Origin of the sequence: Sphingorhabdus contaminans (genome assembly GCF_007280415.1) — a bacterium.
GTDB classification, from domain to species: Bacteria; Pseudomonadota; Alphaproteobacteria; order Sphingomonadales; family Sphingomonadaceae; genus Sphingorhabdus_B; species Sphingorhabdus_B contaminans.
In genome coordinates, this window is the sequence record NZ_VKKU01000002.1 from 1,157,501 (window position 1) to 1,178,382 (window position 20,882).

Below are 20,882 nucleotides of genomic sequence, written 5' to 3' on the forward strand. Positions count from 1 at the left end.
TAGTACCGTGAGGGAAAGGTGAAAAGCACCCCGATGAGGGGAGTGAAACAGTACCTGAAACCGAATGCTTACAATCAGTTGGAGCCTCTTTATGGGGTGACAGCGTACCTCTTGTATAATGGGTCTGTGACTTAATGTATCATGCAAGCTTAAGCCGTTAGGTGTAGGCGTAGCGAAAGCGAGTCTGAATAGGGCGACTGAGTATGATGCATTAGACCCGAAACCCGGCGATCTATGCATGACCAGGTTGAAGGTGCGGTAACACGCACTGGAGGACCGAACCGTTCAATGTTGAAAAATTGTCGGATGAGTTGTGTTTAGGGGTGAAAGGCCAATCAAGCCGGGAAATAGCTGGTTCTCCGCGAAAACTATTGAGGTAGTGCCTCGGATGTTTTCCGATGGGGGTAGAGCACTGGATGGATGCGGGGGTCGCGAGATCTACCAATTCTAACCAAACTCCGAATACCATCGAGTTAGTCCGGGAGACAGACGGCGGGTGCTAAGGTCCGTCGTCAAAAGGGAAACAGCCCTAACCTACAGCTAAGGTCCCCAAATCATATCTAAGTGGTGAAGCATGTGGGATTTCCAAAACAACCAGGAGGTTGGCTTAGAAGCAGCCATCCTTTAAAGAAAGCGTAACAGCTCACTGGTCTAAATAAGAGATCCTGCGGCGAAAATGTAACGGGGCTAAAGATATGTACCGAAGCTTAGGGTGTGCGCTTTTGCGTACGCGGTAGCGGAGCGTTCCGTAGGCCGATGAAGCGATCTGGTAATGGGTCGTGGAGGTATCGGAAGTGCGAATGCAGACATGAGTAGCGATAGGAGGGTGAGACACCCTCCCGCCGAAAGACCAAGGGTTCCTGCTTAAAGCTAATCTGAGCAGGGTAAGCCGGCCCCTAAGACGAGCCCGAAGGGGGTAGTCGATGGGAACCACGTTAATATTCGTGGGCCTGGTGGTGTGTGACGGATCTCGTGAGTTGTCAGTTCTTATTGGATTGAACTGGCTTCGAAGAGGTTCCAGGAAATAGCCCCACCGTATAGACCGTACCCGAAACCGACACAGGTGGTCAGGTAGAGTATACCAAGGCGTTTGAGAGAAGTATCCTGAAGGAACTCGGCAAATTGCCTCCGTACCTTCGGAAGAAGGAGGCCCTCACATTGCGCAAGCAGTATGAGGGGGCACAGGCCAGGGGGTAGCGACTGTTTAGCAAAAACACAGGACTCTGCTAAGTCGGCTTCAAGACGACGTATAGGGTCTGACGCCTGCCCGGTGCTGGAAGGTTAAGAGGAGGAGTGCAAGCTCCGAATTGAAGCCCCAGTAAACGGCGGCCGTAACTATAACGGTCCTAAGGTAGCGAAATTCCTTGTCGGGTAAGTTCCGACCTGCACGAATGGCGTAACGACTTCCCCACTGTCTCCAGGATATGCTCAGCGAAATTGAATTCTCCGTGAAGATGCGGAGTACCCGCGGTTAGACGGAAAGACCCCGTGCACCTTTACTGCAGCTTCAGAGTGGCATTAGGAAAGAACTGTGTAGAATAGGTGGGAGGCTTTGAAACTTGGGCGCCAGTTCGAGTGGAGCCAAAATGTGAAATACCACCCTGTTGTTTTCTGATGTCTAACCCAGGACCGTTATCCGGTTCGGGGACCCTCTGTGGCGGGTAGTTTGACTGGGGCGGTCGCCTCCTAAAGAGTAACGGAGGCGCGCGATGGTAGGCTCAGGACGGTTGGAAACCGTCTGTTAGAGTGCAATGGCATAAGCCTGCCTGACTGCGAGACTGACGAGTCGAGCAGAGACGAAAGTCGGTCATAGTGATCCGGTGGTCCCTCGTGGAAGGGCCATCGCTCAACGGATAAAAGGTACGCCGGGGATAACAGGCTGATGATTCCCAAGAGCTCATATCGACGGAATCGTTTGGCACCTCGATGTCGGCTCATCACATCCTGGGGCTGGAGCAGGTCCCAAGGGTTTGGCTGTTCGCCAATTAAAGTGGTACGTGAGCTGGGTTCAGAACGTCGCGAGACAGTTTGGTCCCTATCTGCCGTGGGCGTCGAAATTTGAGAGGAGTTGACCCTAGTACGAGAGGACCGGGTTGAACATACCTCTGGTGTACCTGTCGTGGCGCCAGCCGCGCAGCAGGGTAGCTATGTATGGACGGGATAACCGCTGAAAGCATCTAAGCGGGAAGCCTCCCTCGAGATTAGATTTCATCGAGTCGTAGTAGACCACTACGTTGATAGGTTGGGTGTGGAAGCGCAGTAATGCGTGAAGCTAACCAATCCTAATTACTCTTTTCGCGCTTGAAGTCCCACCATCAATGACAGTGCTGATTGCTTCAGCATGATGATGGCGGATGATTAAGTCACACCAGATATCTTATTCCCTGCACGGGCATCGATTTTAACCCAATATCACTTGTTTGTGAGCGCCTGCTTCATTGCTTGGTGGCCATAGCGTTTGTGACCCACCCGATCCCATCCCGAACTCGGCCGTGAAACCAAACTGCGCCGATGGTACTACCGCTTAAGCGTTGGAAGAGTAGGGCGTCGCCAGGCATTGCAGCCGGCGCTCGCGAAAAAGTGCATTGGATAAACCCATTCATAATTCAAAAGGCGGATCGCTGTCGACATTCGATGGTGTCCGCCTTTTTTTGTTTTGATCGCATGCTGCGGCATCGATCATGTTGGTGGCGCGGGATGGAGCAGCCCGGTAGCTCGTCAGGCTCATAACCTGAAGGTCGTAGGTTCAAATCCTACTCCCGCAACCAACTTTTCCTAATAAAACAAAGTTTTACGAGCCTCGCTGTTACCAGCGGGGCTTTTGTCGTTTTGGGCTATTGAGACGCAATGTCCTGGGTTGTGGATGCCATAACCACCTTCTCACAGCCAATTCATATGCCGGATTTTGGACGAAACGCATGGTCCTGATCAAAAGCCCCCACGATCCGCGGCCTCCCATTTCATTTGACATGATAAATATCATATGAAATCTTTGTTGTACAGGAGGCGGGTGTGAATCGATCAGAACAAAAGGCAGCAACACGGACGAAAATTCTCGATCTGGCCGCGGCGCGGCTGCGGACCGAAGGGCTTGCGGGCAATGCGGTGCACCGTCTCATGCGCGATGCCGGGCTGACCCATGGGGGCTTCTATGTCCATTTTCCAAGCAAGGAAGCTCTGGATGTCGCTGCGCTCGAATGGGCGATGGAAAATGTCGGTAATACGGCGAAGCACCTTCCCGGCAGTCTGTCGCGGGCTGAACGGCGCAAGTTGTTGGCGGCGCGCTATCTGGCGCGATCCCATCGTGATCATCCCGAAACGGGCTGCCCGCTTTCGGCGCTGGTAAGCGAAGTGCCACATGGCGGCACGGCCTTTCAAAACGCCTATGCAGCCTGTGTTGCGCAGTCCTTGCTCGATCGGCAGGCGGATTATGGCGGTACTCCGCCGGGGGAAGACATTGCCCTGCTTGCACTTGCGATTGGCGGGCTGGCACTTGCCCGTGCGTTACCGGATCCGACTACGTCAGATGCCGTTCTGCAGGCATGCCGCGACGCGAGTGCCATATTGGCGGATGCGTTTGAAGAACAGCGAGGAGAGGAACAATGAGTGCCGAATGGAAACCGACCGCATGCATGATCTGCTCGATGAATTGCGGGATCGAAGTCCAGACCGAAGGAACGCGGATTACCCGTGTCCGTCCTGACCAGAACCACCCGGTGACTAAAGGCTATGTTTGCGAAAAGGCGCAGCGGATGGACGCCTACCAGCAAGGCCGAGACCGGCTGTCGTCACCGATGCGCCGACGGGCCGATGGCACCTATGAGACTGTCGACTGGGCCACCGCAATCCGCGAAGTGGCCGCACGGCTGGCGGCAGTACGCAACGAATATGGCGGGGAAAGCATATTTTACTATGGCGGCGGCGGGCAGGGAAATCACTTACCCGGTGTCTATGCCCAGGCGACACTTTCGGCATTGGGCGTGCGCTATCGGTCGAATGCCCTTGCGCAGGAAAAAACGGGCGAAGCCTGGGTCCAGGCCCGGATGTTCGGCTGCGGTATGCATCATGATTTTGAACATGCCGAAGTGGCGCTGCTGATCGGCAAAAACCCCTGGCAATCGAACGGCTTTCCGCGCGCCCGGCTCGTGCTTCGTGAAATTGCCGCGGACCCGGACCGTTCGATGATCGTCATTGACCCGCGCAAAAGCGAAACCGCCGCCATGGCCGATTATCATCTGGCGATCCGTCCGGGGACCGACGCATGGTGTCTTGGCGCGCTCGCGGCGATTCTGGTTCAGGAGCAATTATACAATAGCGCCTGGATGGCCGAGCATGTTGCCAATGCCGAGCCCGTGCTCGATGTCCTGCAACGCATACCGGTACGGGAATTCGCGCAGGTTTGTGATGTGGGCGAGGACCTTCTCCGGGCTGCGGCGCGTCGGATGGCCCGCGCCCGGACCATGGCCTCGATGGAAGATCTCGGCATGCAGATGGGCGTGCATTCGACCCTTGGCTCATATCTCCACCGTTTGCTGATCGGTCTGACCGGAAGCTTTGGCCGTTCCGGAACCAGCTACGCCTTTGTTCCCTTCCGTCCGCTGGGAAGCGGCGGAGGTGCCGGTGCGGGTGCGCGGGCCAAGTCGCATGGCGACCGCAACTGGCGACGCTCGCCGGTCACGGGATTTCCGGTGATTATGGGGCTGATCCCCTGCAACGCCATTACAGAAGAAATTCTGACGGACCATCCCCACCGTTTCCGCGCGATGATTGTCGAAAGTTCGAACCCTGTACATTCCCTCGCGGATTCAAACCGTATGCGCGAAGCGATGCGGGCGCTGGACTTCAGCGTCGTGATCGATGTCGCGATGACCGAGACGGCCAGCGAAGCGGACTATGTGCTGCCTGCCTGCAGCCAGTTTGAAAAAGCAGAGGCTAGCTTTTTCAACTTCGAACCAAAGGACAATGCATTCCAGTTACGCCATCCCCTTTTCCCGCCGCGCGACGGCACATGGGAAGAAGGCGAAATACATAGCCGGTTGTGTGAAGCCTTGGGGGCCATCGACGCGGCAGACGTTACGGCTTTAAAATCTGCCGCCGGTAATCTGGATGCATTTGCCATGGCCTTTGCCCAGGCGACATCCGCAAAGCCTGAGTTGATGTCGGTTGAGCCTGTCCTCTTGTACCGGGCGCTGGGCGATGTCCTGCCTGCGGGCATGGGAAATGCAGCCGCGCTTTGGGGCATCGCGCAGTTGTTTGTCCGCAATTTTCCGGAGGAGGCTGCGGCAGCCGGCTATAGCGGACCGTTGGCCGGCAACCGCCTGTTCGAGGCAATACTCGCCTCGCCCTCGGGGATTGTCTTTTCACATATGGAGGCAGGCGGTTGGCATTTGTTGCGGCAGCCCGGCAACCGCATCAATCTCCACATACCTGATCTGCTGGAGCAGCTGCTTTCGCTCGATCCGGCGGGGCCGCCTGTGGACCCGGAATTTCCGCTGATCCTTTCGGCCGGCGAACGGCGTACCGAAACCAGCAATACCAGCATTCGTGACGCGACCTGGCTCCGCAAGGGATCGTTGGAAAGCACATTGCGGATCAGTCCGGTCGATGCCGAGCGTCTGGGCATTGCCGACGGCGATATGGTTGACATTGTTACCTCGCGTGACCGGGCGCGGACTGTCGTCGAGCTGCATGAAGGATGCCGCCCCGGACATGTATCGCTTCCCAACGGCCAGGGACTTGATGTGCGGCAGGCAGACGGTTCGATCAAACGTCTGGGCGTCGCGCTTAACAATCTGACGGATTACCGCTGGCGCGATCCCATCGTTGGAACGCCCTGGCACAAATATGTACCCGCCCGCCTGGAACGCGTAGCCTGAAGGAGATTGTCATGGATTCAACAGCCACCGCCGGACGTGTCCACTCTGAACGGGTTGACCGGATTCTTCGGATCACCATCGACAATCCGGCGAAAAAGAACAGCTTTTCGCCTGAAATGATGCAGCAGCTGTCCGCGGCATTGACCCTTCTGGATGAAGATCCTGATCTCTGGGCCGGGGTGCTCTGCGCAAATGGAGATGACTTTACCGCAGGCCTCGACATGCCCAAATTTTTTGGACCGGGTGCGAACGCGCGTCCCGTACCGGAGGGGGCGGTCGATCCCTTCGGCCTGTCACGACAATGCCGTAAACCTATCGTCACGGCGGTCCAGGGAATTTGCTTTACGGTAGGGATCGAGATGGCGCTGGCGGGGGATATTGTCGTCGCTGCCCAGAATACACGATTCTGCCAGATGGAGGCCAAGCGGGGCATCGCACCTTTGGGAGGGGCGCATTTCCGCTATCTGACCCGCGCAGGTTGGGGCAATGCGATGTACCATCTTCTCACCTGTGATGAATTTGACGCGGACGAAGCCTATCGCATCGGCCTGATCCAGGAAGTTGTGCCGATCGGCAGCCAAATAGAGCGCGCAATGGAACTTGCCCGGACAATTGTGGCCAATGCTCCCCTCGGTATCCAGATGACAAAAGAAGCCGGCCGAACATTTATCGAAACAGGGGAGTCGGCCGCAATCGCGTGTATCCCCGCCATCCGTGCCAGGGTTCTGGGGACAGAGGATGCCGCCGAAGGCATCCGATCCTTTATAGAGCGCCGACCTGCACAGTTTCAGGGCAGATAGTTGGAACGGAAAGAGGATATAACCGTGCAGCCAACCGATATTGTGCGATCCTTTCTAAAGGCGATGGAGATACTGGATTATCCAGCAGCGACGGCGCTGGTGGCGCCCGATTGCGTCTATACCAACCCGCCGCCGATCGGCACCGTGACCGGACCTGAGGGTATCCGCGCAGTGCTGGAACCCTTTTTCGCGCCCACGATCCGGAACGAGTTTCTGATCCTGCGCGCAGCCCAGGCGGGACCTGTGGTCTTTTGCGAGCGGATCGATCGGCACCAGCTCGCCGACAAATGGGTGGAGCTTCCTGTGACCGGTGTGTTCGAAGTCCGCAACGGCCTCATCACCTATTGGCGGGATTATTTCGATGCTGCGACGATCCTGTCGCAATGGCCGCAAAGGTTACCCATCATGGAAGCACTGCGCACAGACGATGGCCGCTTTGTGGGATTGCCCGGCTATTCCTTTACACCCCATTATATCGACACCCTCGCCGGTTACGAAGGCCTGCGGGTGCATTATCTTGACGAAGGTCCAAAGGACGCCGCCGTTTCTTTCCTGTGTCTTCATGGCCAGCCGGCATGGTCCTATCTGTACCGCAAGATGATACCGGTCTTTGCAGGGGCCGGTCATCGGGTCATAGCGCCTGACTTGCTGGGATTCGGGCGATCGGACAAGCCGGTCGATGAATCGATTTATTCCTTCGCCTTTCACCGCGGCATGCTCTGCGCCCTGATCGAGGCGCTGGATCTTCGGAATATTGTACTGGTTTGTCAGGATTGGGGCGGCATTCTGGGGCTGACAATTCCGCCCGATATGCCGGATCGTTTCACGCGGCTGCTGGTGATGAACACGGCCATTCCGGTGGGCGAACCGGTAAGTGAAGGTTTTGTCCGTTGGCGCGACTTCAATCGCAGCCGTCCGGATATGGATATCGCGGCGCTCTTCCAACGCAGCCAGCCCGACCTTTCGGCAGAAGAGGCCGCAGCCTATGCCGCACCATTTCCTGATGCGCGGTACAAGGCGGGTGTGCGGCGCTTCCCCGAACTGGTGATGACCGATCCCGACATGGACGGGATCGCCGAGACCAAGCGCGCACGCACCTGGTGGGGAAGCGAATGGAACGGGCCAACATTCATGGCCGTCGGCATGACCGACCCTGTCCTGGGGCCGGACGTTATGGCATCGCTGCGCCAGCAGATAAAAGGATGTCCACCACCGCTTGAGGTTCCCGATGCCGGTCATTTCGTGCAGGAGAAAGGGGACAGAATAGCCCTCGCAGCCCTCGCAGCCTTTGGCCTGTGAACCTTATTGACCCCATTCCCCAGGCTTTCCGCATAGGCGGCGGTTTGTAAATACAGCCGGAAAGGATGGGACGGACGGGTCCTTTTCTGCAGCTTATGGCGTGCACGACAGAATTTGACCGGAAATAGTTCACCAAAACAACGCGGCGGCATTGACAAGGCGCGCGCAATACGGCATCGGCGCGGCCTACCCCGTGCCCAGATGGCGGAATTGGTAGACGCACCAGCTTCAGGTGCTGGCGCTCGCAAGGGCGTGGAGGTTCGAGTCCTCTTCTGGGCACCAGACGCCCTTTCGCGGTTGTTCGCGAAAGTTTGCAAAACCCGCAGAAAACTGCTAAAAATTGGGCCTAGGCCACCGCCTTTGTTCGCCCTTATTCGTCGCCATTCGCGACGTTTTCGGGCCAAGTTGGGGGCCATTTGGAAGCTGTCGGTCAGCTATTATGGGCTATCGACCGTTTCGAGGGTTACCCGCTGACTAAGCTTGCTCCGCAATTGACGCCTCATGTCTTTGTGAGGCCCGGCGAATTGAGGCATTCTGAATGGAATGAGTTCAACTTAGATGTTGGGATATGGACCATACCGGCCGGAAAATGAAAATGCGCCAGCCCCACCTTGTTCCGCTATCGAGGCAGTCGCTAGAGATACTCGATCGAGCCCGCCCGCTAACCTGCAATCAAAAATATGTATTTTCATCATTGCACACTGGCTTGCGGCCTATGTCTGAAAACACCATCAATGCTGCGTTGCGGCGTATGGGCTATTCAGGATCTGAAATGACAGCCCATGGCTTTCGAGCGATGGCAAGTACGCTACTCAACGAGTCAGGCCGGTGGAGCGTTGATGCCATTGAGCGGGCATTGGCGCATGATAACTCAAGTTCAGTGCGCGGTACATATCATCGAGGCACACACTGGGCTGAACGGGTTGAAATGGCCCAGTGGTGGTCGGACTATTTGGATGAGCTAAAAGCTGGCTCAGCCAACTGAATGCTTAGCTATCCGACCACTTAGCAGTCGGTTACAATATGCTCGAGCTTGAGGAAATCGCCAAACTTGCCCACGTCCGGGATTTAAGTGTGGCGAAGCCCAATGACCAAGAAATAGATCCGGGCTTACTTGGCAATCTGCGTACGGTTGAGCAACATTAGTCTCTTAGTGATATATGTTGTCGGCGGTCTTCCTTGCGTTCACTCATCAAAAATCACACCCACACTTTTCTGGGTATTGACGCGAAGCTCGAAAATATCCGGGCGACTATAGTGCCCATCGGTATCAAGAGCAGCAAGGCCTGCACCGATTTCGGCCAGATCAATGTCCGCAAAAATGGTTTCCTCAACCGATCCCGCCTGCGCCAAAATACGCCCATCGGGGGCAATGATAAGGCTGTAGCCATGAATGCGCTGGCCATCGGGGATTGTCCGTAGCAAAGCTTCTCCGTCCGCGTTGCCCCCAACGCTCTGCAAGCCATTAATCAGATCGTCGCGCCACTGCACGAGCCCCGTTGCCAGAACAAAACATCGTCCTTCAAAGGCATAATGACGGGAGGCTATGGCGTGACTTTCGCGAACGGTCGGCCAACAGGCTACATGGACTGCCTCATTTTGTGCGTGCATTGCCGCACGTGCCATCGGCATCCAATGTTCCCAGCAAATCAAGCTGCCCAAATTGCCCCACTCCGACCTATGCACGGCGAGTGTTGAGCCATCGCCTCGCCCCCAAATCAATCGCTCACCGTGTGTAGGCACCAGTTTGTAATGGTTAAGAGGTGGCGCATTGGGCCTGATCAGTAACTGGTTGTTGTAGAGGCTGGAACGACGTCGCTCGTGCAGACCTATAGAAATCAGCGCACCACTTTTATCAGCAAGTGCTTGCAAATTGGCAAGCCTTGAGTCGCCTTCGACGATGGCATGTTCGAGCAATATCCGGTGTAGGGCCGTTGTACCCGGATGGTCCCAAAGTGCCGCCCCCGGTGCTTCGTCAAGCCATATCGGATAGCCACCCACAAATGTTTCGCCAAAAGCGACAATTTCGGCACCTGCCGCTATGGCCTCCCTCGCAAGGTCGAAAGCCTTGGCAACGCCATCGCCGACTGCAAATGGAATGGGGGCCGCCTGGACAATTGCTACTTTCATATATTTCGCCGCCTCAAAATATGAGTTTGGAAATTTGCACCCCATGTCCGGGCAAAGTTTAGCGCCACAATATTATCATCTCAGCGGTGTTCGGCAGAGCATCAACAGCGCCATGTAGAAGAGCGATCAGAAGCAGGCTGCGAGTTCTTTCCCACAAAACTCCAAAGAAAATCGACAGAGGAGAAAGTGTCGCAATGGTGAATGCTGCTACCTGTACCGGATCCGTCGACCAGCCATCCGTATCCGCACTACCGCGCAAATAGAGACCGGGCCAATGGGATAGCGCGAACAGCACCGACACGAGTAACACAGCAGCGAGTGGCGAGTCCAACCAAGCGGAAAGCCTTGACTGCAGACAAGCTCGAAACAGAAATTCTTCGCACAGCCCGGCTTCAACGGACATCCATATCCAAGATGCAAGGATCCAGAGAAATGCGGTCGGCCAAATAACACCGGTGGCCGCAATTGCATTCAGGGAAGGGCTGACGACAGCCAGCAATCCAAAAAGAATTGCGGCAAGGACAACGAAAGTTGTCCAATAACTTCGTTCACGTCCGATGCCTCTTAACAGGGGTTTAAGTTGACCCTGAAACCCCACAATGATCAGGGCAGGCAAACCAACATGGATGACAAGCTTGTAGCATATGATAAGCAATTCTCGGACGACACCCTCCGGCGCGAATGCGCGTACCACTCCCAATCCTACACCCACTAGAATCACAGCATAAACAGCCAGATATACCAACAATGTCAGAGATTCATTTTTGGGACGCACTACTTCGATAGCCTGTAGTTTCAGGCCACGGGTGAGCGCCCAAGCCAGCGCAGACAATCCAATGCCAAATAAGATCAGCGCAACAACCGGAAAGACCCAATCGGCACCGGCAAAAGCGAGGTAACCTACACTTGCGCACCAGAGTGCGAGATAGGCGGTAATCACGCGACGAGCGCTGGGCCCTGTTACATCTGCCAAGATCATTCTGTTTCTCGACCAATGGATAACACATGTACTTTAGCCCAAGGGTTATAGATTGTATGCCTGAATGTTATTGGCGTTTCAGATCAAGTCGATCTCTCTTCCAAGAAATCCATCACATTTGACAAGAATGCCCGGTCAATTTATACAGTGGATAAATAGGAGGCTTTAATGTTCGATTTTGTCGTCGCCCATCTTCAAACCAGTGTGCCATTTGCAAGCTATGTGGGAGTGGAAATTGTAACGCTTGACGACCAGGGTGCAGTTGCACGTCTTCCCGAAAAAGCGGAATGCCTGAATCATATCGGTTCGGTACATGCCGGTGCGTTGTTCACGCTCGCCGAAGCCGCGTCAGGCGCCGCTATGGCAGGGGCACTGGCACCGGTTCTCATGGAAATCCGCCCAACCGTTGCAGATTCGACAATTACCTATCTTCAGGTTGCACGCGGCGCTCTTGAGGCGAAGGCCAGAATGGGGATTACGGCGAGCGAAATACGACAGGAAATCTCGCAAAACGGCCGCGCACGTTTTCCGGTTCAGGTTTCGATCTTCGACACAGAAAAGCGCGAGGTCGCGAACATGGATGTCCATTGGCATGTCAAAAAAACAACAGCGTGAAAGCTTTCATCACGGCAATGTAGCACGAGAGGCTGTCACCGAAGGTTTGGCCTTGGTCGAAAAGACAGCGGACGGACATTATTCGTTGCGCGAGCTGGCTGCGAAGCTTGGCGTTGCTCACCGTGCCATTACAGCGCAATTTGGCGATAAGGCTGGTCTTGATGCCGATATTGCGGCGTGCGGTTTTCAAAAGCTGTGCAAACAGTTGGAGGTGGTCGAAAACCGGGATGCCTTTCTTGTTTCTTTTGTATCGTTCGCATTGGATAATCCCGGCCTTTACCGCTTGATGATGCAGCAGGGATATTCTGCCTTTGAGAAAAGCCCGATGTTGCGCACAGCCGCAGACCGCGTGATCGCAATATCCGTGCGTATTCTGGCCGAAAATGAGCCCAGCGCCACGATCCAACGCAGAGCGGTAATGCGGTTGTGGATGTTGTCCCACGGCGCAATAGCGCTGCAACAGGCGGGCGTTCTCATGCCGCGCAGCAATGACGACTTTATCCGTGAATTTCTCGCAATTGTTAATCTTGAAAGTGCTCCGCCAGGCACAGCGCAGGAAATTTGGAAAGAAATTGGAGAAACAGACCATGACTAAAAACATCGCGGACGTGATGCCATTTTCGAAATTGATGGGCGTTAAAGTCACAAGCGCAGGTAAAGACAAAATCGAGGCAGAGATCGAAGTGCGTGCCGATCTATGCACTACAGGCGGGATAATGCATGGTGGCGCGATCATGGCATTTGCCGATGCTGTTGGCGCAATAGGAGCATCTCTAAATTTGCCGGATGGAGCCAAAGGCACCACAACCATCGAAAGCAAAAGCAATTTTCTGGGTGCCGCTCCCGAAGGAGAAGTGGTTGAATCGGTGACGGTACCGATCAAGGTCGGCAAGCGTCTATCGGTCTGGCAGACCGTAATTAAGCGCAAAAACGGACAGCAGGTTGCAATGGTGACTCAGACGCAGCTTGTTTTGTAGCCGGGAAGGGTGGCGCACGCGTTGCGGTCGCCAAGGGTCAAGCGTTGACCACTTGGCGGCACATGCAACACTTTATTTGGCGAGAATTTTGGGCCAGTTAATGTTCGCGGATCGAATATGGCCCGGTATATCTTTTCCCCAGCGCTCTCCAACTTCGCGGTTGTAATTCAGGTAAAGCTTGCCGTTCACAATTTTCCACACGGTCGGATCGCCGGATGCCGTGTAACCCTGACTGATAGCCCAGGCGCAATAGCCGCCATATTGCGGCGCATAAGCGGCAGGGTTGGCTTTGAACTTGGCAAGATTGGCAGCGCTCGCAAATCGAAATTCGGCACCCTTGTACATTGTCTTGTACGACGAACTTCCTTTGACGGGACGACCGCTCAGGAAATAGGCCACAGGGTCATAACCTGACACTGCGATGTTGTTAAAGGTACCAGTATATACGGGTTCGGTCTTCGCAAAACTTTGCGTCGGCACCATGAGCAATGCACATCCGAACAGGGCCGCAGCGAAGGCATGATATTTGGCCATATGATATCCCTTTTGATGATATGAAATTCGACGCTTGTTCGGTGCCCCGCAGACGTCGGTTACAAACAGTCCCCAGCGGCGGCCGAAAATCCACAACATGCATGAAAACGATAACCAAAGGTGATTTCACCCCGATGCCGGAATTTGGCAATTTCGCTCCATTAAAGCGACTGAGGGGAAAGCCATGCTACGCCGATATCTACCAATAATCTTTACGCTCTACATTGCGTTCGTTTTCATCCAGTCGTTGTTCTTCAAATTCACCAACTCGCCGGAAACACAGTATATTTTCGGGACGCTGGATGTCTGGGGCAGCTCTCTGGGATGGCCCGGGCTTTTCGCACCGACGGGTATCTTTTCGCAATATGTCGTCGGAACTTCGGAACTCATCGCTTCGGTAATCTTGCTGGCCGCGCTTTCGGACCGCTTTGGAAAATTCCGGCCTCTTGGTGCGGCAATGGCGATGGGTGTGATCTCGGGAGCTATTTTCTTCCATCTTTTTACTCCTCTCGGCGTTTCGGTATTGAATGCCGACGGAACACATGATGGCGGTGAGTTGTTCGCGCTGGCTTGCGGCGTCTGGCTCGCATCGGCAGGCTTGCTGTGGATGAGCCGCGAAGCGATCGGCGAAATTATTCGTCTGGTTCGCCGGGAACGCTGAGATGCTCGCCGATCTCCTCCTGTCATTCAGCCAGCAACCACTGATACTGGGATTGTTTCTCTTCGCGGCCACATTTGTAGCCGAAGATGTAGCCACTGTGGCAGCAGGCATATTGGTATCTCAAAGCGGGGCTGATCCCGTTGCCGCATTGTCCGGTGTCATCCTTGGCACGGCCGTGGGCGACCTCGCGCTATATGCCTTTGGCCGTTGGGGTGGAAACACGAAACCGGGTCGCAATTTGCGTGCACGCGCCGATGTCAAGCGCGCGGAAAGCTGGCTGTCGGGACGCGTTCTGACATTGGTTTTTGCGGCGCGATTCCTCCCCGGTTCGCGCTTGCCGGTATATACCGCAAGTGGACTTATAGCGGCGCCTTTTATCCCGGTCGCTGCAATCATTGCGGTAACAACACCGTTCTGGACCGGAACACTGTTCGCCGTAGCACACTATGCCGGCGAGGCCGGTGCACAGCAGCTCGTCGCCATTGCGTTGCCGGTAACAGCGGCACTGTTGGTCGTCGGCGCAGCGATCAAGTGGATCAAAACAAAAATTTTTAGACCGGAATTCTCATAGGAGAGGAGAAGGCAATGAACGAGGAATATACCTATTTGCCCATAACGACATGTTCGCCGACCGCTGCCCTTGCTATCCACGCATTTGCCGAGGAACTACTCAGTCATGGTGCGGGTGCGCGGGTCATATTCGACGCGGTTGCCGCCGATCCTGAATGCGCCCTGGCGCAGGCATATGCTGCCGCGATCTACCTTACGCAAATGACCCGTGAAGGCCAGGTTCAGGCGGCGCCGCATATTGTTACGGCTCTATCCAATATCGCCTTCTGCAGCAGGAGGGAGATCGACACCATCAATGCTATTGCAGCCTGGGGACAGGGCGACGAACGTACGGCAATTACCAAATTGCGCAATGTCGTCGAGGGATCGCCGCATGATGTTGTCGCCGCAAAGCTGTGCCAGATACTCGAACTCAATGACGCTGATTATGTTGGCATGTTACGAACGTCCGGCATGGCGGCAGCGGTGGAAGGCCGTTGCGGCTACGCACTTGGCTTGCATGCATTTGCGTTGGAGCAGTCCGGACACAGCGAAGTGGCGCTTCGCTTCGCACGTCGGGCATTGGAATTAAATGCGGATCGGGACCCGTGGGCCCAACATGCGTTGGCGCACGCGCTATTATCCATGGACCAGATGATAGAGGCAAGGGCATTTCTGCACAGCGTATCCCATGGCTGGGATCGCTGTTCGTCGTTCATGCTGACCCACAATTGGTGGCATCTCGCGCTGATAGAATTGGAACTCGGCAATAAAACAGCGGCGTTGCAGATATTTGATGAAAAAGTCTGGGGCGTCCGCAAGGGACATGCACAGGACCAGATAAATGCCATCTCTCTCCTGTTTCGGCTGGAGATGCAGGGCTTCCATTCCGCGCAGCGCTGGGCCGATATTGCCGATCATGTTGAAGGCCGGGAGACAGAAGGAATAAACCGGTTCCTTGATTTGCACTATCTGATCGCTTTGACGCAAAGCAAGCGGACCGACGCTGCCGACAGGCTGGTGGCGCATCTTCAGAGCAATCGGGTCGCGGGTGCACTTGCCCGGGGGATCCTTGCCTACGCATATGGCGAATATCGTGAAGCTGCCGCTGCTTTTGCGCCAGCATTCCATCATCTCGACGAATTGGGCGGTAGCAATATCCAGCGGGAGCTTTTCGAGCAGATTTTCGCCGACAGTGTACGTAAATCGACCTGTAACATCACTCGGGCAGTCCATGAACAGCATCGTGTCGCAGCCTGATTTTAACGATCCTGTCCAGGCTATGCCACCTTTTGGTGACGGCCCCCCATTGTCGCATTTTGAATTCTGGCCAGCATGGAAATTCTATGCTCCCGTTTGGTGCTGGATTGGCTGTCAGATGATCCGATACCGGAGTCTGAGAGCACCTCTTGCAGCTAATCCAGGATTTCCTGCAGGCGGTTTGGTTGGCGAACGGAAAAGCGAGTTATTTGCAAAGTTGCGCGGTCCTGAGCGCAAATTGTTGCCTGACTATATCGTTATACGTCGCCTTGATCGCGACATGGACACACAATGGCCTGCGATCATGACAATGATCGAGACAGCGGGCCTTGATTATCCCCTGGTCGCGAAGCCCGATATAGGTTGCCGTGGTGCAGGTGTTAGGCCTGTCCGTTCGGCCGAAGAGTTGCGCCGTTATATTGAGGCCTTTCCAAAAGGCGAAAAGCTGATCGTCCAGCATATGGTTGACGAAGCGGGGGAGGCCGGGGTGTTCTACGTTCGCGAACCCGGCGCAAAAATGGGTGAAATCCTCTCGCTCACGCTCAAATATTTCCCGGAAGTGACTGGTGACGGACATTCGACATTGCGCCAACTGATAATGGCCGATCCCCGCGCCGGGGCAATCCAACATCTATATACAAGTCGCTTTGGCGATGAACTCGACAGGGTCATCCCGATGGGCGAAACGAAACGACTTATTTTCTCGGGTAGCCATTCCAAAGGTGCGATTTTCCGCAATGGAAACATCTACATCACCGAGGCCATGCGTGCGCGGTTCGATGCCATTGCAGATGCGATTGACGGGTTCCACTTTGGTCGTTTCGATGTTCGCTTTGCAGACTTTAAAGCCTTCCAGCGCGGTGAGGATTTTGCGATTATCGAATTTAATGGCGCCGGTGCGGAAATGACCCATATCTGGGATAGCCGGATGTCGCTATTCGACGCATGGGCTACTTTGTTCCGTCAATATTCTCTACTTTTCAAACTGGGCGCGGCCAATCGGCGACGCGGGGTCCGACCTGAAAGCTGGCGTAACTTCTTTCGGCTCTGGCAGCGCGAGAAATCATTGGTCAAGCGCTATCCCCACACGGGATGATCGTTGCTGCATACAGGCCAGCCTTCAAAACTGTTCTGAAATCCTGAATCCAGAATGTGACATTTCGAAACAAGGCCACCGGGGCATTTGCGTTCGATATAGCAAAGCCCCGGTGACATTTGTGTTTGCGATCACTCTTTCAAAAGATCCTTGATCTGCGCAGCCGTAATGGCCTGCTTTTGAAGTGGTTCAAATATCGCGGCCATTGTTTCGAACATGGTTTGCGAAAGCTTTGAATATTCCGCGATGGAGTTTGAAAACTCGGTTCGCGCAAATTCACTTTGCAGCTGGATCAGTTCCGGTGCCGTGCGGGCGAGTGCCATAGTCCGGCCGGCCGTTGTGGTCCGTTCAAATGCTTGCTTTGAATAGTCGGCCACTTCCTGGGCGATTGTCTGCATGCCGCCGGCGGCGGCACGGGATGACTCCAGCAATGCATCGACATTGCCGCGGGTCATTTCGGTAACAACACCAATTGTCTTGATATTTTGTTCCAGTGCTTCGCGCGACCTAGTTGCGATTTGTTCGAAGCTGGCCTTCGCCATCTTGATTGCTTGCTCGGTCTGTGCGGTCATCAGTGCTGCAGGACTCGAGGCTGCAGAACCATTTTTCTCTTTGGTCACATTACTCATCGAAACATCCTTTCCTCAGTTCGATCTTTGCAATTCATTTCGGTTCAATAGGCCGAGGCGACATCCATCATTTCGCCTGCCATCGCCTCGTGAAGTATGAAGCCTTCAAGCGGATCGGATTTGGCCCGCCATGGTGCCTTTGCGAGCATGTCGTTCGTGTGGGCATAGCCAGCCTCCCAGCGTTCCCGAATGCCGCCTGGGCTAAAATCGACATCTTTGGTGTGGTCTTCATTGTCGAGCTGGGGAGCCAATAGGCGGACAACGTGCATAGTTGTCGAACAGCCATAGCTTCGCATTGTAGCCAGTTCTTCCTTGGAAACGGCGTCTGGCGGTACCAGTTGAGCCAGTTGCTGGATGATGTGACGCAGCTTGTGCAGCTGCCGTTGCCTTTTGATATGTGTGTTCCCGCGGCTCGAATATTGGATATCCTTTTGGCGGTTCGTCACGTCCCAGATCGATTGTGGTTCCGCGCCGTGCGGATTCCACAGGTGGACCGCAAAAACGATGGCGTTGCTTCTCGGGTTGTCGTCGAAAACGGCTTCAACAGGCGTATTGGACACAATGCCGCCATCCCAATAAAGTTCGCCATCAATTCGGACCGCAGGAAAAGCAGGAGGTAAGGCCCCAGATGCCATGACATGTCGCAAATCGAGAGGCATGTCTCTGGAATCAAAATAGTGCATTTCGCTGGTCTGGACATTGGCCGCGCCGACCGTCAGCCGGGTTGCGCCGCTGTTGATAAGGTCAAAATCAACAAGTTCGGACAGATTCTCACGCAACGGATCTACAGAATAATAGCCTGCATGTTCTGCCCCTAAAGGTATGCGTTGACCCATGAAGGCCAATGGGTTCGGTTTGAAAAATCCGGGGATTCCAGACAAAACCGCACTCATCGTACGCCATGGAGCAAACATCCCGGCCAGGGGCCCGTCAAAAAACTGTCCATGCTCGACACGGCGCCAAAACTCCTGCAACTTTTCCATTCGCAGGTCCGGTTGATTGCCGGCAATTATGGCGGCATTAATCGCACCAATTGACGTGCCGATTACCCAGTCAGGCTCGATTCCGGCTTCCCGAAGTGCCTGATAGACGCCTACCTGATAGGCGCCCAATGCACCTCCACCTTGAAATACCAGGACAGTCTGGCCGAATGCCGAGAGTTCCTTTTTTAGATTCTGGGTCATGAAATATTCCTTCGATCTTCAGATATTGAGCTGACGCAGTGCGGGGCCCGGTGTGAGAGTGGACGGCAGATCGGGTGCGACGTCACCGGTGATCAGGCGCGCGCCACGGGCGAAAGTGAGGTAATTCCAAAGCCAATTCGCGCCGACGACGAAGCGGTTACGAAATCCCGATAAAAACCAGATATGTGCCACGCACCAAAGCAGCCAGGCAGGGTGGCCCGACATTTTGAACCGGCCAAAATCCGCTACCGCGCGGTTCCGTCCTATGGTCGCCAAGCTGCCATAATTTCGATAACGAAACGCCTTGGGATTCCGTCCGGCTAAGGCAAGATTGATGGATTGGGCGACATGGGCACCCTGCTGCTTTGCAACGGGAGCGACGCCCGGAAGAGTGCCTCCGCTGCCGTTCGCGCAGGCGGCGGTATCGCCAATTACAAATATATTTGTGAACCCGGCGGGATTAAGTCCTGGCCCTACCGGTACGCGTCCTGCGCGATCGGGTGCAATCCCCAGCCACTCTGCAGCCCGCGATGCTTTAACGCCCGCGGCCCAGACAGCTGTATCGGTGGGGATATATTCATCACCTACTGTAACGCCATGCTCGTCGACGGAGTTGACCGGTTTCCCCAGACGCACTTCAACACCCAACTGTTCGATAGCGGCTTTTGCCTTGATGGACAGTTCTTCGGGGAAAGTAGCCAGCAATCTCTGCCCGCCTTCGATCAGGATGACTTTGGAACAATAAGGGGTGATGCTCCGGAAGTCCCTTGAAACCGACTGACGTGCCAGCTCGGCAATGGCGCCTGCCATTTCAACGCCCGTGGGGCCGCCGCCTATAACGACAAATGTAAGCAATGCATGACGTTTGTCCTTATCGGTTTCAATTTCCGCCTTTTCCAAAGCCAGCAATATCTTGCGGCGTACGGCTGTGGCGTCTTCAACGGTTTTTATACCAGGGGCGTATGGCGCCCATTCGTCGCGTCCAAAATAGCTGTGCCGTGCCCCCGTCGCCAACACCAGCCAATCGTAAGAAACAGGTTCGTGATCGCCCAGAATGACATGCTGTTGCACGGTATCAACGCCATAGACCCGATCCAGTATCACCTTTGTATTGGCATTGTGCCTGACAATTGCGCGTATCGGAGCCGCAATGTCGGCGGGAGACAATCCAGCCGTGGCAACCTGATACAGCAGGGGTTGGAAGAGATGGTGGTTGCGCTTGTCGATTAAAGTTATATCGACCGGTGAATTGCGCAAGCCATGCGCCGCTGCCAAGCCTCCAAAGCCAGCGCCGACGATAACGACGTGCGGACGCTTGCCTGATGTCATTGGCCCGTCCACCCGCCGTCGACCGGCAACGCAACACCTGTGATCGAGCGAGCCGCATCGCTGCACAGGAAGACCGAGGCGGCTCCCAGCTCCTCAACTGTTACAAACCGTTTAGTTGGCTGTGCCGCAAGAAGTACGTTGTTTATGACGTCATCCCGGCTGATGCCGCGGGCTTTTGCTGTGTCTTCGATCTGCCCCTCGACCAATGGGGTCCAAACGTAGCCGGGGCAGATTGCGTTACAAGTGATGCCGAACTGGGCACCTTCAAGCCCGACCGTTTTGGTAAGACCAAGCACGCCATGTTTTGCAGCGACATAGGCGCTCTTATAGGGCGAGGCGATAAGCCCATGTACGGATGCAAGATTGATGATGCGTCCCCAGCCTGCTGCCTTCATCGGCCCAAAGGCGGCTCTAATGGTATGAAAGCTGGCGGACAGGTTGAGCGCCTGGATAGCGTTCCATTTGTCGACGGGAAAATCCTCGATCGGGCTGACATGTTGTATGCCGGCATTGTTTACCAGAATATCGATCCGGCCAAATTGATTGAGCGTGTCGGTGACAAGCGACGCCGCATCTGCACCGTCGAGAAGATTGGCGCCATTATACACGACCTTCACACCTGTGGTGTCGGCAAGTTCGTTACGGGTTGTCTCGATCTGGCCGAGATCACCTAAACCGTTCAGAACAATATCCGCGCCAGCCTCGGCGAGCGCGCGGGCAATTCCCAGACCGATACCGCTCGTCGAACCCGTGATGATTGCCACTCTTCCAGAAAGAGGTGATGCAGCTGCAGTCGCCAGGTTCATAACATTCTCCTTTGTTTGATGGTCGAGAATGTGGGGCAATGTTTGATCGAACAAAAATGCCATTTGGGCATCGAAACTATGCCGACAATCGAATGGTTGCTGCCCCTGCGACAGATTATTCAGAACTCACGCCGCCGATACCCGTTCGCAGGATTATC

The 20,882-nt window shown here is 55.0% G+C and carries 18 protein-coding genes, 2 tRNA genes, 2 rRNA genes and 1 pseudogene (1 of these 23 cut by a window edge); 16 read left to right on the top strand and 7 right to left on the bottom strand.

Features of this window, described 5'->3' with window-relative positions:
* From FOM92_RS13865 to FOM92_RS13905, 9 genes and pseudogenes are all read left to right on the top strand, one after another.
* Positions 1-2,306 (top strand): 23S ribosomal RNA (locus FOM92_RS13865); it begins 486 nt to the left of the window's first position.
* 135 nt (positions 2,307-2,441) lie between these two features.
* Positions 2,442-2,556 (top strand): 5S ribosomal RNA (gene rrf / locus FOM92_RS13870).
* Between the two features lie 135 nt (positions 2,557-2,691).
* Positions 2,692-2,768 (top strand) — tRNA-Met (locus FOM92_RS13875).
* A 244-nt stretch (positions 2,769-3,012) separates the two neighbouring features.
* A complete protein-coding gene (locus tag FOM92_RS13880) occupies positions 3,013-3,606 on the top strand; it encodes a TetR/AcrR family transcriptional regulator (RefSeq protein WP_170226892.1) in 594 nt (197 codons plus the stop codon).
* Positions 3,603-5,876: a molybdopterin-dependent oxidoreductase gene (locus FOM92_RS13885; protein WP_143777415.1), complete on the top strand. Its 2,274-nt coding sequence runs from the start codon at positions 3,603-3,605 to the stop codon at positions 5,874-5,876. Before FOM92_RS13880 ends, FOM92_RS13885 begins: the two co-directional genes overlap by 4 nt.
* A gap of 11 nt (positions 5,877-5,887) precedes the next feature.
* Positions 5,888-6,676 (top strand): crotonase/enoyl-CoA hydratase family protein, encoded by a 789-nt coding sequence (locus tag FOM92_RS13890; RefSeq protein ID WP_143777416.1) that lies wholly within the window; start codon positions 5,888-5,890, stop codon positions 6,674-6,676.
* Between the two features lie 24 nt (positions 6,677-6,700).
* Positions 6,701-7,975, top strand: coding sequence for a haloalkane dehalogenase (locus tag FOM92_RS13895; RefSeq protein ID WP_143777417.1), 1,275 nt, complete (start codon positions 6,701-6,703; stop codon positions 7,973-7,975).
* Positions 7,976-8,170: 195 nt separating this feature from the next.
* Positions 8,171-8,257: transfer RNA gene (locus tag FOM92_RS13900), tRNA-Leu, on the top strand.
* A gap of 143 nt (positions 8,258-8,400) precedes the next feature.
* A pseudogene (locus tag FOM92_RS13905) lies at positions 8,401-8,960 on the top strand (tyrosine-type recombinase/integrase); the annotation flags it as partial.
* Between the two features lie 200 nt (positions 8,961-9,160).
* Here the strand turns inward: FOM92_RS13905 and FOM92_RS13910 are convergent.
* Entirely contained in the window at positions 9,161-10,105 is a 945-nt protein-coding gene (locus FOM92_RS13910) for a carbon-nitrogen hydrolase family protein (RefSeq protein ID WP_143777418.1), read from the bottom strand.
* Between the two features lie 58 nt (positions 10,106-10,163).
* Positions 10,164-11,084, bottom strand: a complete 921-nt coding sequence (locus tag FOM92_RS13915) for a CPBP family intramembrane glutamic endopeptidase (RefSeq protein ID WP_143777419.1) — start codon at positions 11,082-11,084, stop codon at positions 10,164-10,166.
* A 168-nt stretch (positions 11,085-11,252) separates the two neighbouring features.
* Here FOM92_RS13915 and FOM92_RS13920 point away from each other — a divergent pair, with 168 nt between their 5' ends.
* Genes FOM92_RS13920 through FOM92_RS13930 form a run of 3 tightly spaced genes read left to right on the top strand, consistent with a single transcriptional unit; the run spans position 11,253 to position 12,676 of the window.
* Entirely contained in the window at positions 11,253-11,699 is a 447-nt protein-coding gene (locus FOM92_RS13920) for a YiiD C-terminal domain-containing protein (RefSeq protein WP_143777420.1), read from the top strand.
* A complete protein-coding gene (locus FOM92_RS13925; RefSeq protein WP_170226893.1) occupies positions 11,677-12,294 on the top strand; it encodes a TetR-like C-terminal domain-containing protein in 618 nt (205 codons plus the stop codon). Before FOM92_RS13920 ends, FOM92_RS13925 begins: the two co-directional genes overlap by 23 nt.
* Positions 12,287-12,676: a PaaI family thioesterase gene (locus FOM92_RS13930; RefSeq protein WP_246087308.1), complete on the top strand. Its 390-nt coding sequence runs from the start codon at positions 12,287-12,289 to the stop codon at positions 12,674-12,676. Before FOM92_RS13925 ends, FOM92_RS13930 begins: the two co-directional genes overlap by 8 nt.
* 72 nt (positions 12,677-12,748) lie before the next feature.
* Here FOM92_RS13930 and FOM92_RS13935 read toward each other — a convergent pair whose 3' ends face one another.
* Entirely contained in the window at positions 12,749-13,210 is a 462-nt protein-coding gene (locus FOM92_RS13935; protein WP_143777422.1) for a YHS domain-containing (seleno)protein, read from the bottom strand.
* A 184-nt stretch (positions 13,211-13,394) separates the two neighbouring features.
* Between FOM92_RS13935 and FOM92_RS13940 the strand changes: the two genes are divergently transcribed.
* The 4 genes from FOM92_RS13940 to FOM92_RS13955 are packed head-to-tail and all read left to right on the top strand — an operon-like array spanning position 13,395 to position 16,776.
* Positions 13,395-13,871 carry a hypothetical protein gene (locus FOM92_RS13940; RefSeq protein WP_143777423.1) on the top strand — a complete coding sequence of 159 codons (477 nt, stop codon included), beginning with the start codon at positions 13,395-13,397 and terminating at the stop codon, positions 13,869-13,871.
* 1 nt (position 13,872) lies between these two features.
* Positions 13,873-14,442 carry a DedA family protein gene (locus tag FOM92_RS13945; protein ID WP_143777424.1) on the top strand — a complete coding sequence of 190 codons (570 nt, stop codon included), beginning with the start codon at positions 13,873-13,875 and terminating at the stop codon, positions 14,440-14,442.
* 14 nt (positions 14,443-14,456) lie between these two features.
* Positions 14,457-15,680: a tetratricopeptide repeat protein gene (locus tag FOM92_RS13950; RefSeq protein ID WP_143777425.1), complete on the top strand. Its 1,224-nt coding sequence runs from the start codon at positions 14,457-14,459 to the stop codon at positions 15,678-15,680.
* The gene (locus FOM92_RS13955; RefSeq protein ID WP_143777426.1) at positions 15,655-16,776 is read left to right on the top strand and encodes an ATP-grasp domain-containing protein; all 1,122 of its coding nucleotides are present in this window, start codon (positions 15,655-15,657) and stop codon (positions 16,774-16,776) included. The genes FOM92_RS13950 and FOM92_RS13955 overlap by 26 nt, the downstream gene beginning before the upstream one ends.
* A gap of 131 nt (positions 16,777-16,907) precedes the next feature.
* Here FOM92_RS13955 and FOM92_RS13960 read toward each other — a convergent pair whose 3' ends face one another.
* From FOM92_RS13960 to FOM92_RS13975, 4 genes are read right to left on the bottom strand one after another with little or no spacing between them, the layout of a single operon-like run.
* On the bottom strand, positions 16,908-17,405 hold the full coding sequence (locus FOM92_RS13960) for a phasin family protein (protein WP_143777427.1): 498 nt from the start codon (positions 17,403-17,405) through the stop codon (positions 16,908-16,910).
* Between the two features lie 44 nt (positions 17,406-17,449).
* Positions 17,450-18,589 carry a patatin-like phospholipase family protein gene (locus tag FOM92_RS13965; RefSeq protein WP_143777428.1) on the bottom strand — a complete coding sequence of 380 codons (1,140 nt, stop codon included), beginning with the start codon at positions 18,587-18,589 and terminating at the stop codon, positions 17,450-17,452.
* A gap of 18 nt (positions 18,590-18,607) precedes the next feature.
* Complete coding sequence (locus FOM92_RS13970; RefSeq protein ID WP_143777429.1) at positions 18,608-19,918, bottom strand: NAD(P)/FAD-dependent oxidoreductase; 1,311 nt, start codon at positions 19,916-19,918, stop codon at positions 18,608-18,610.
* Complete coding sequence (locus tag FOM92_RS13975; RefSeq protein ID WP_143777430.1) at positions 19,915-20,724, bottom strand: 3-hydroxybutyrate dehydrogenase; 810 nt, start codon at positions 20,722-20,724, stop codon at positions 19,915-19,917. Before FOM92_RS13975 ends, FOM92_RS13970 begins: the two co-directional genes overlap by 4 nt.
* Positions 20,725-20,882 lie beyond the last annotated feature (158 nt).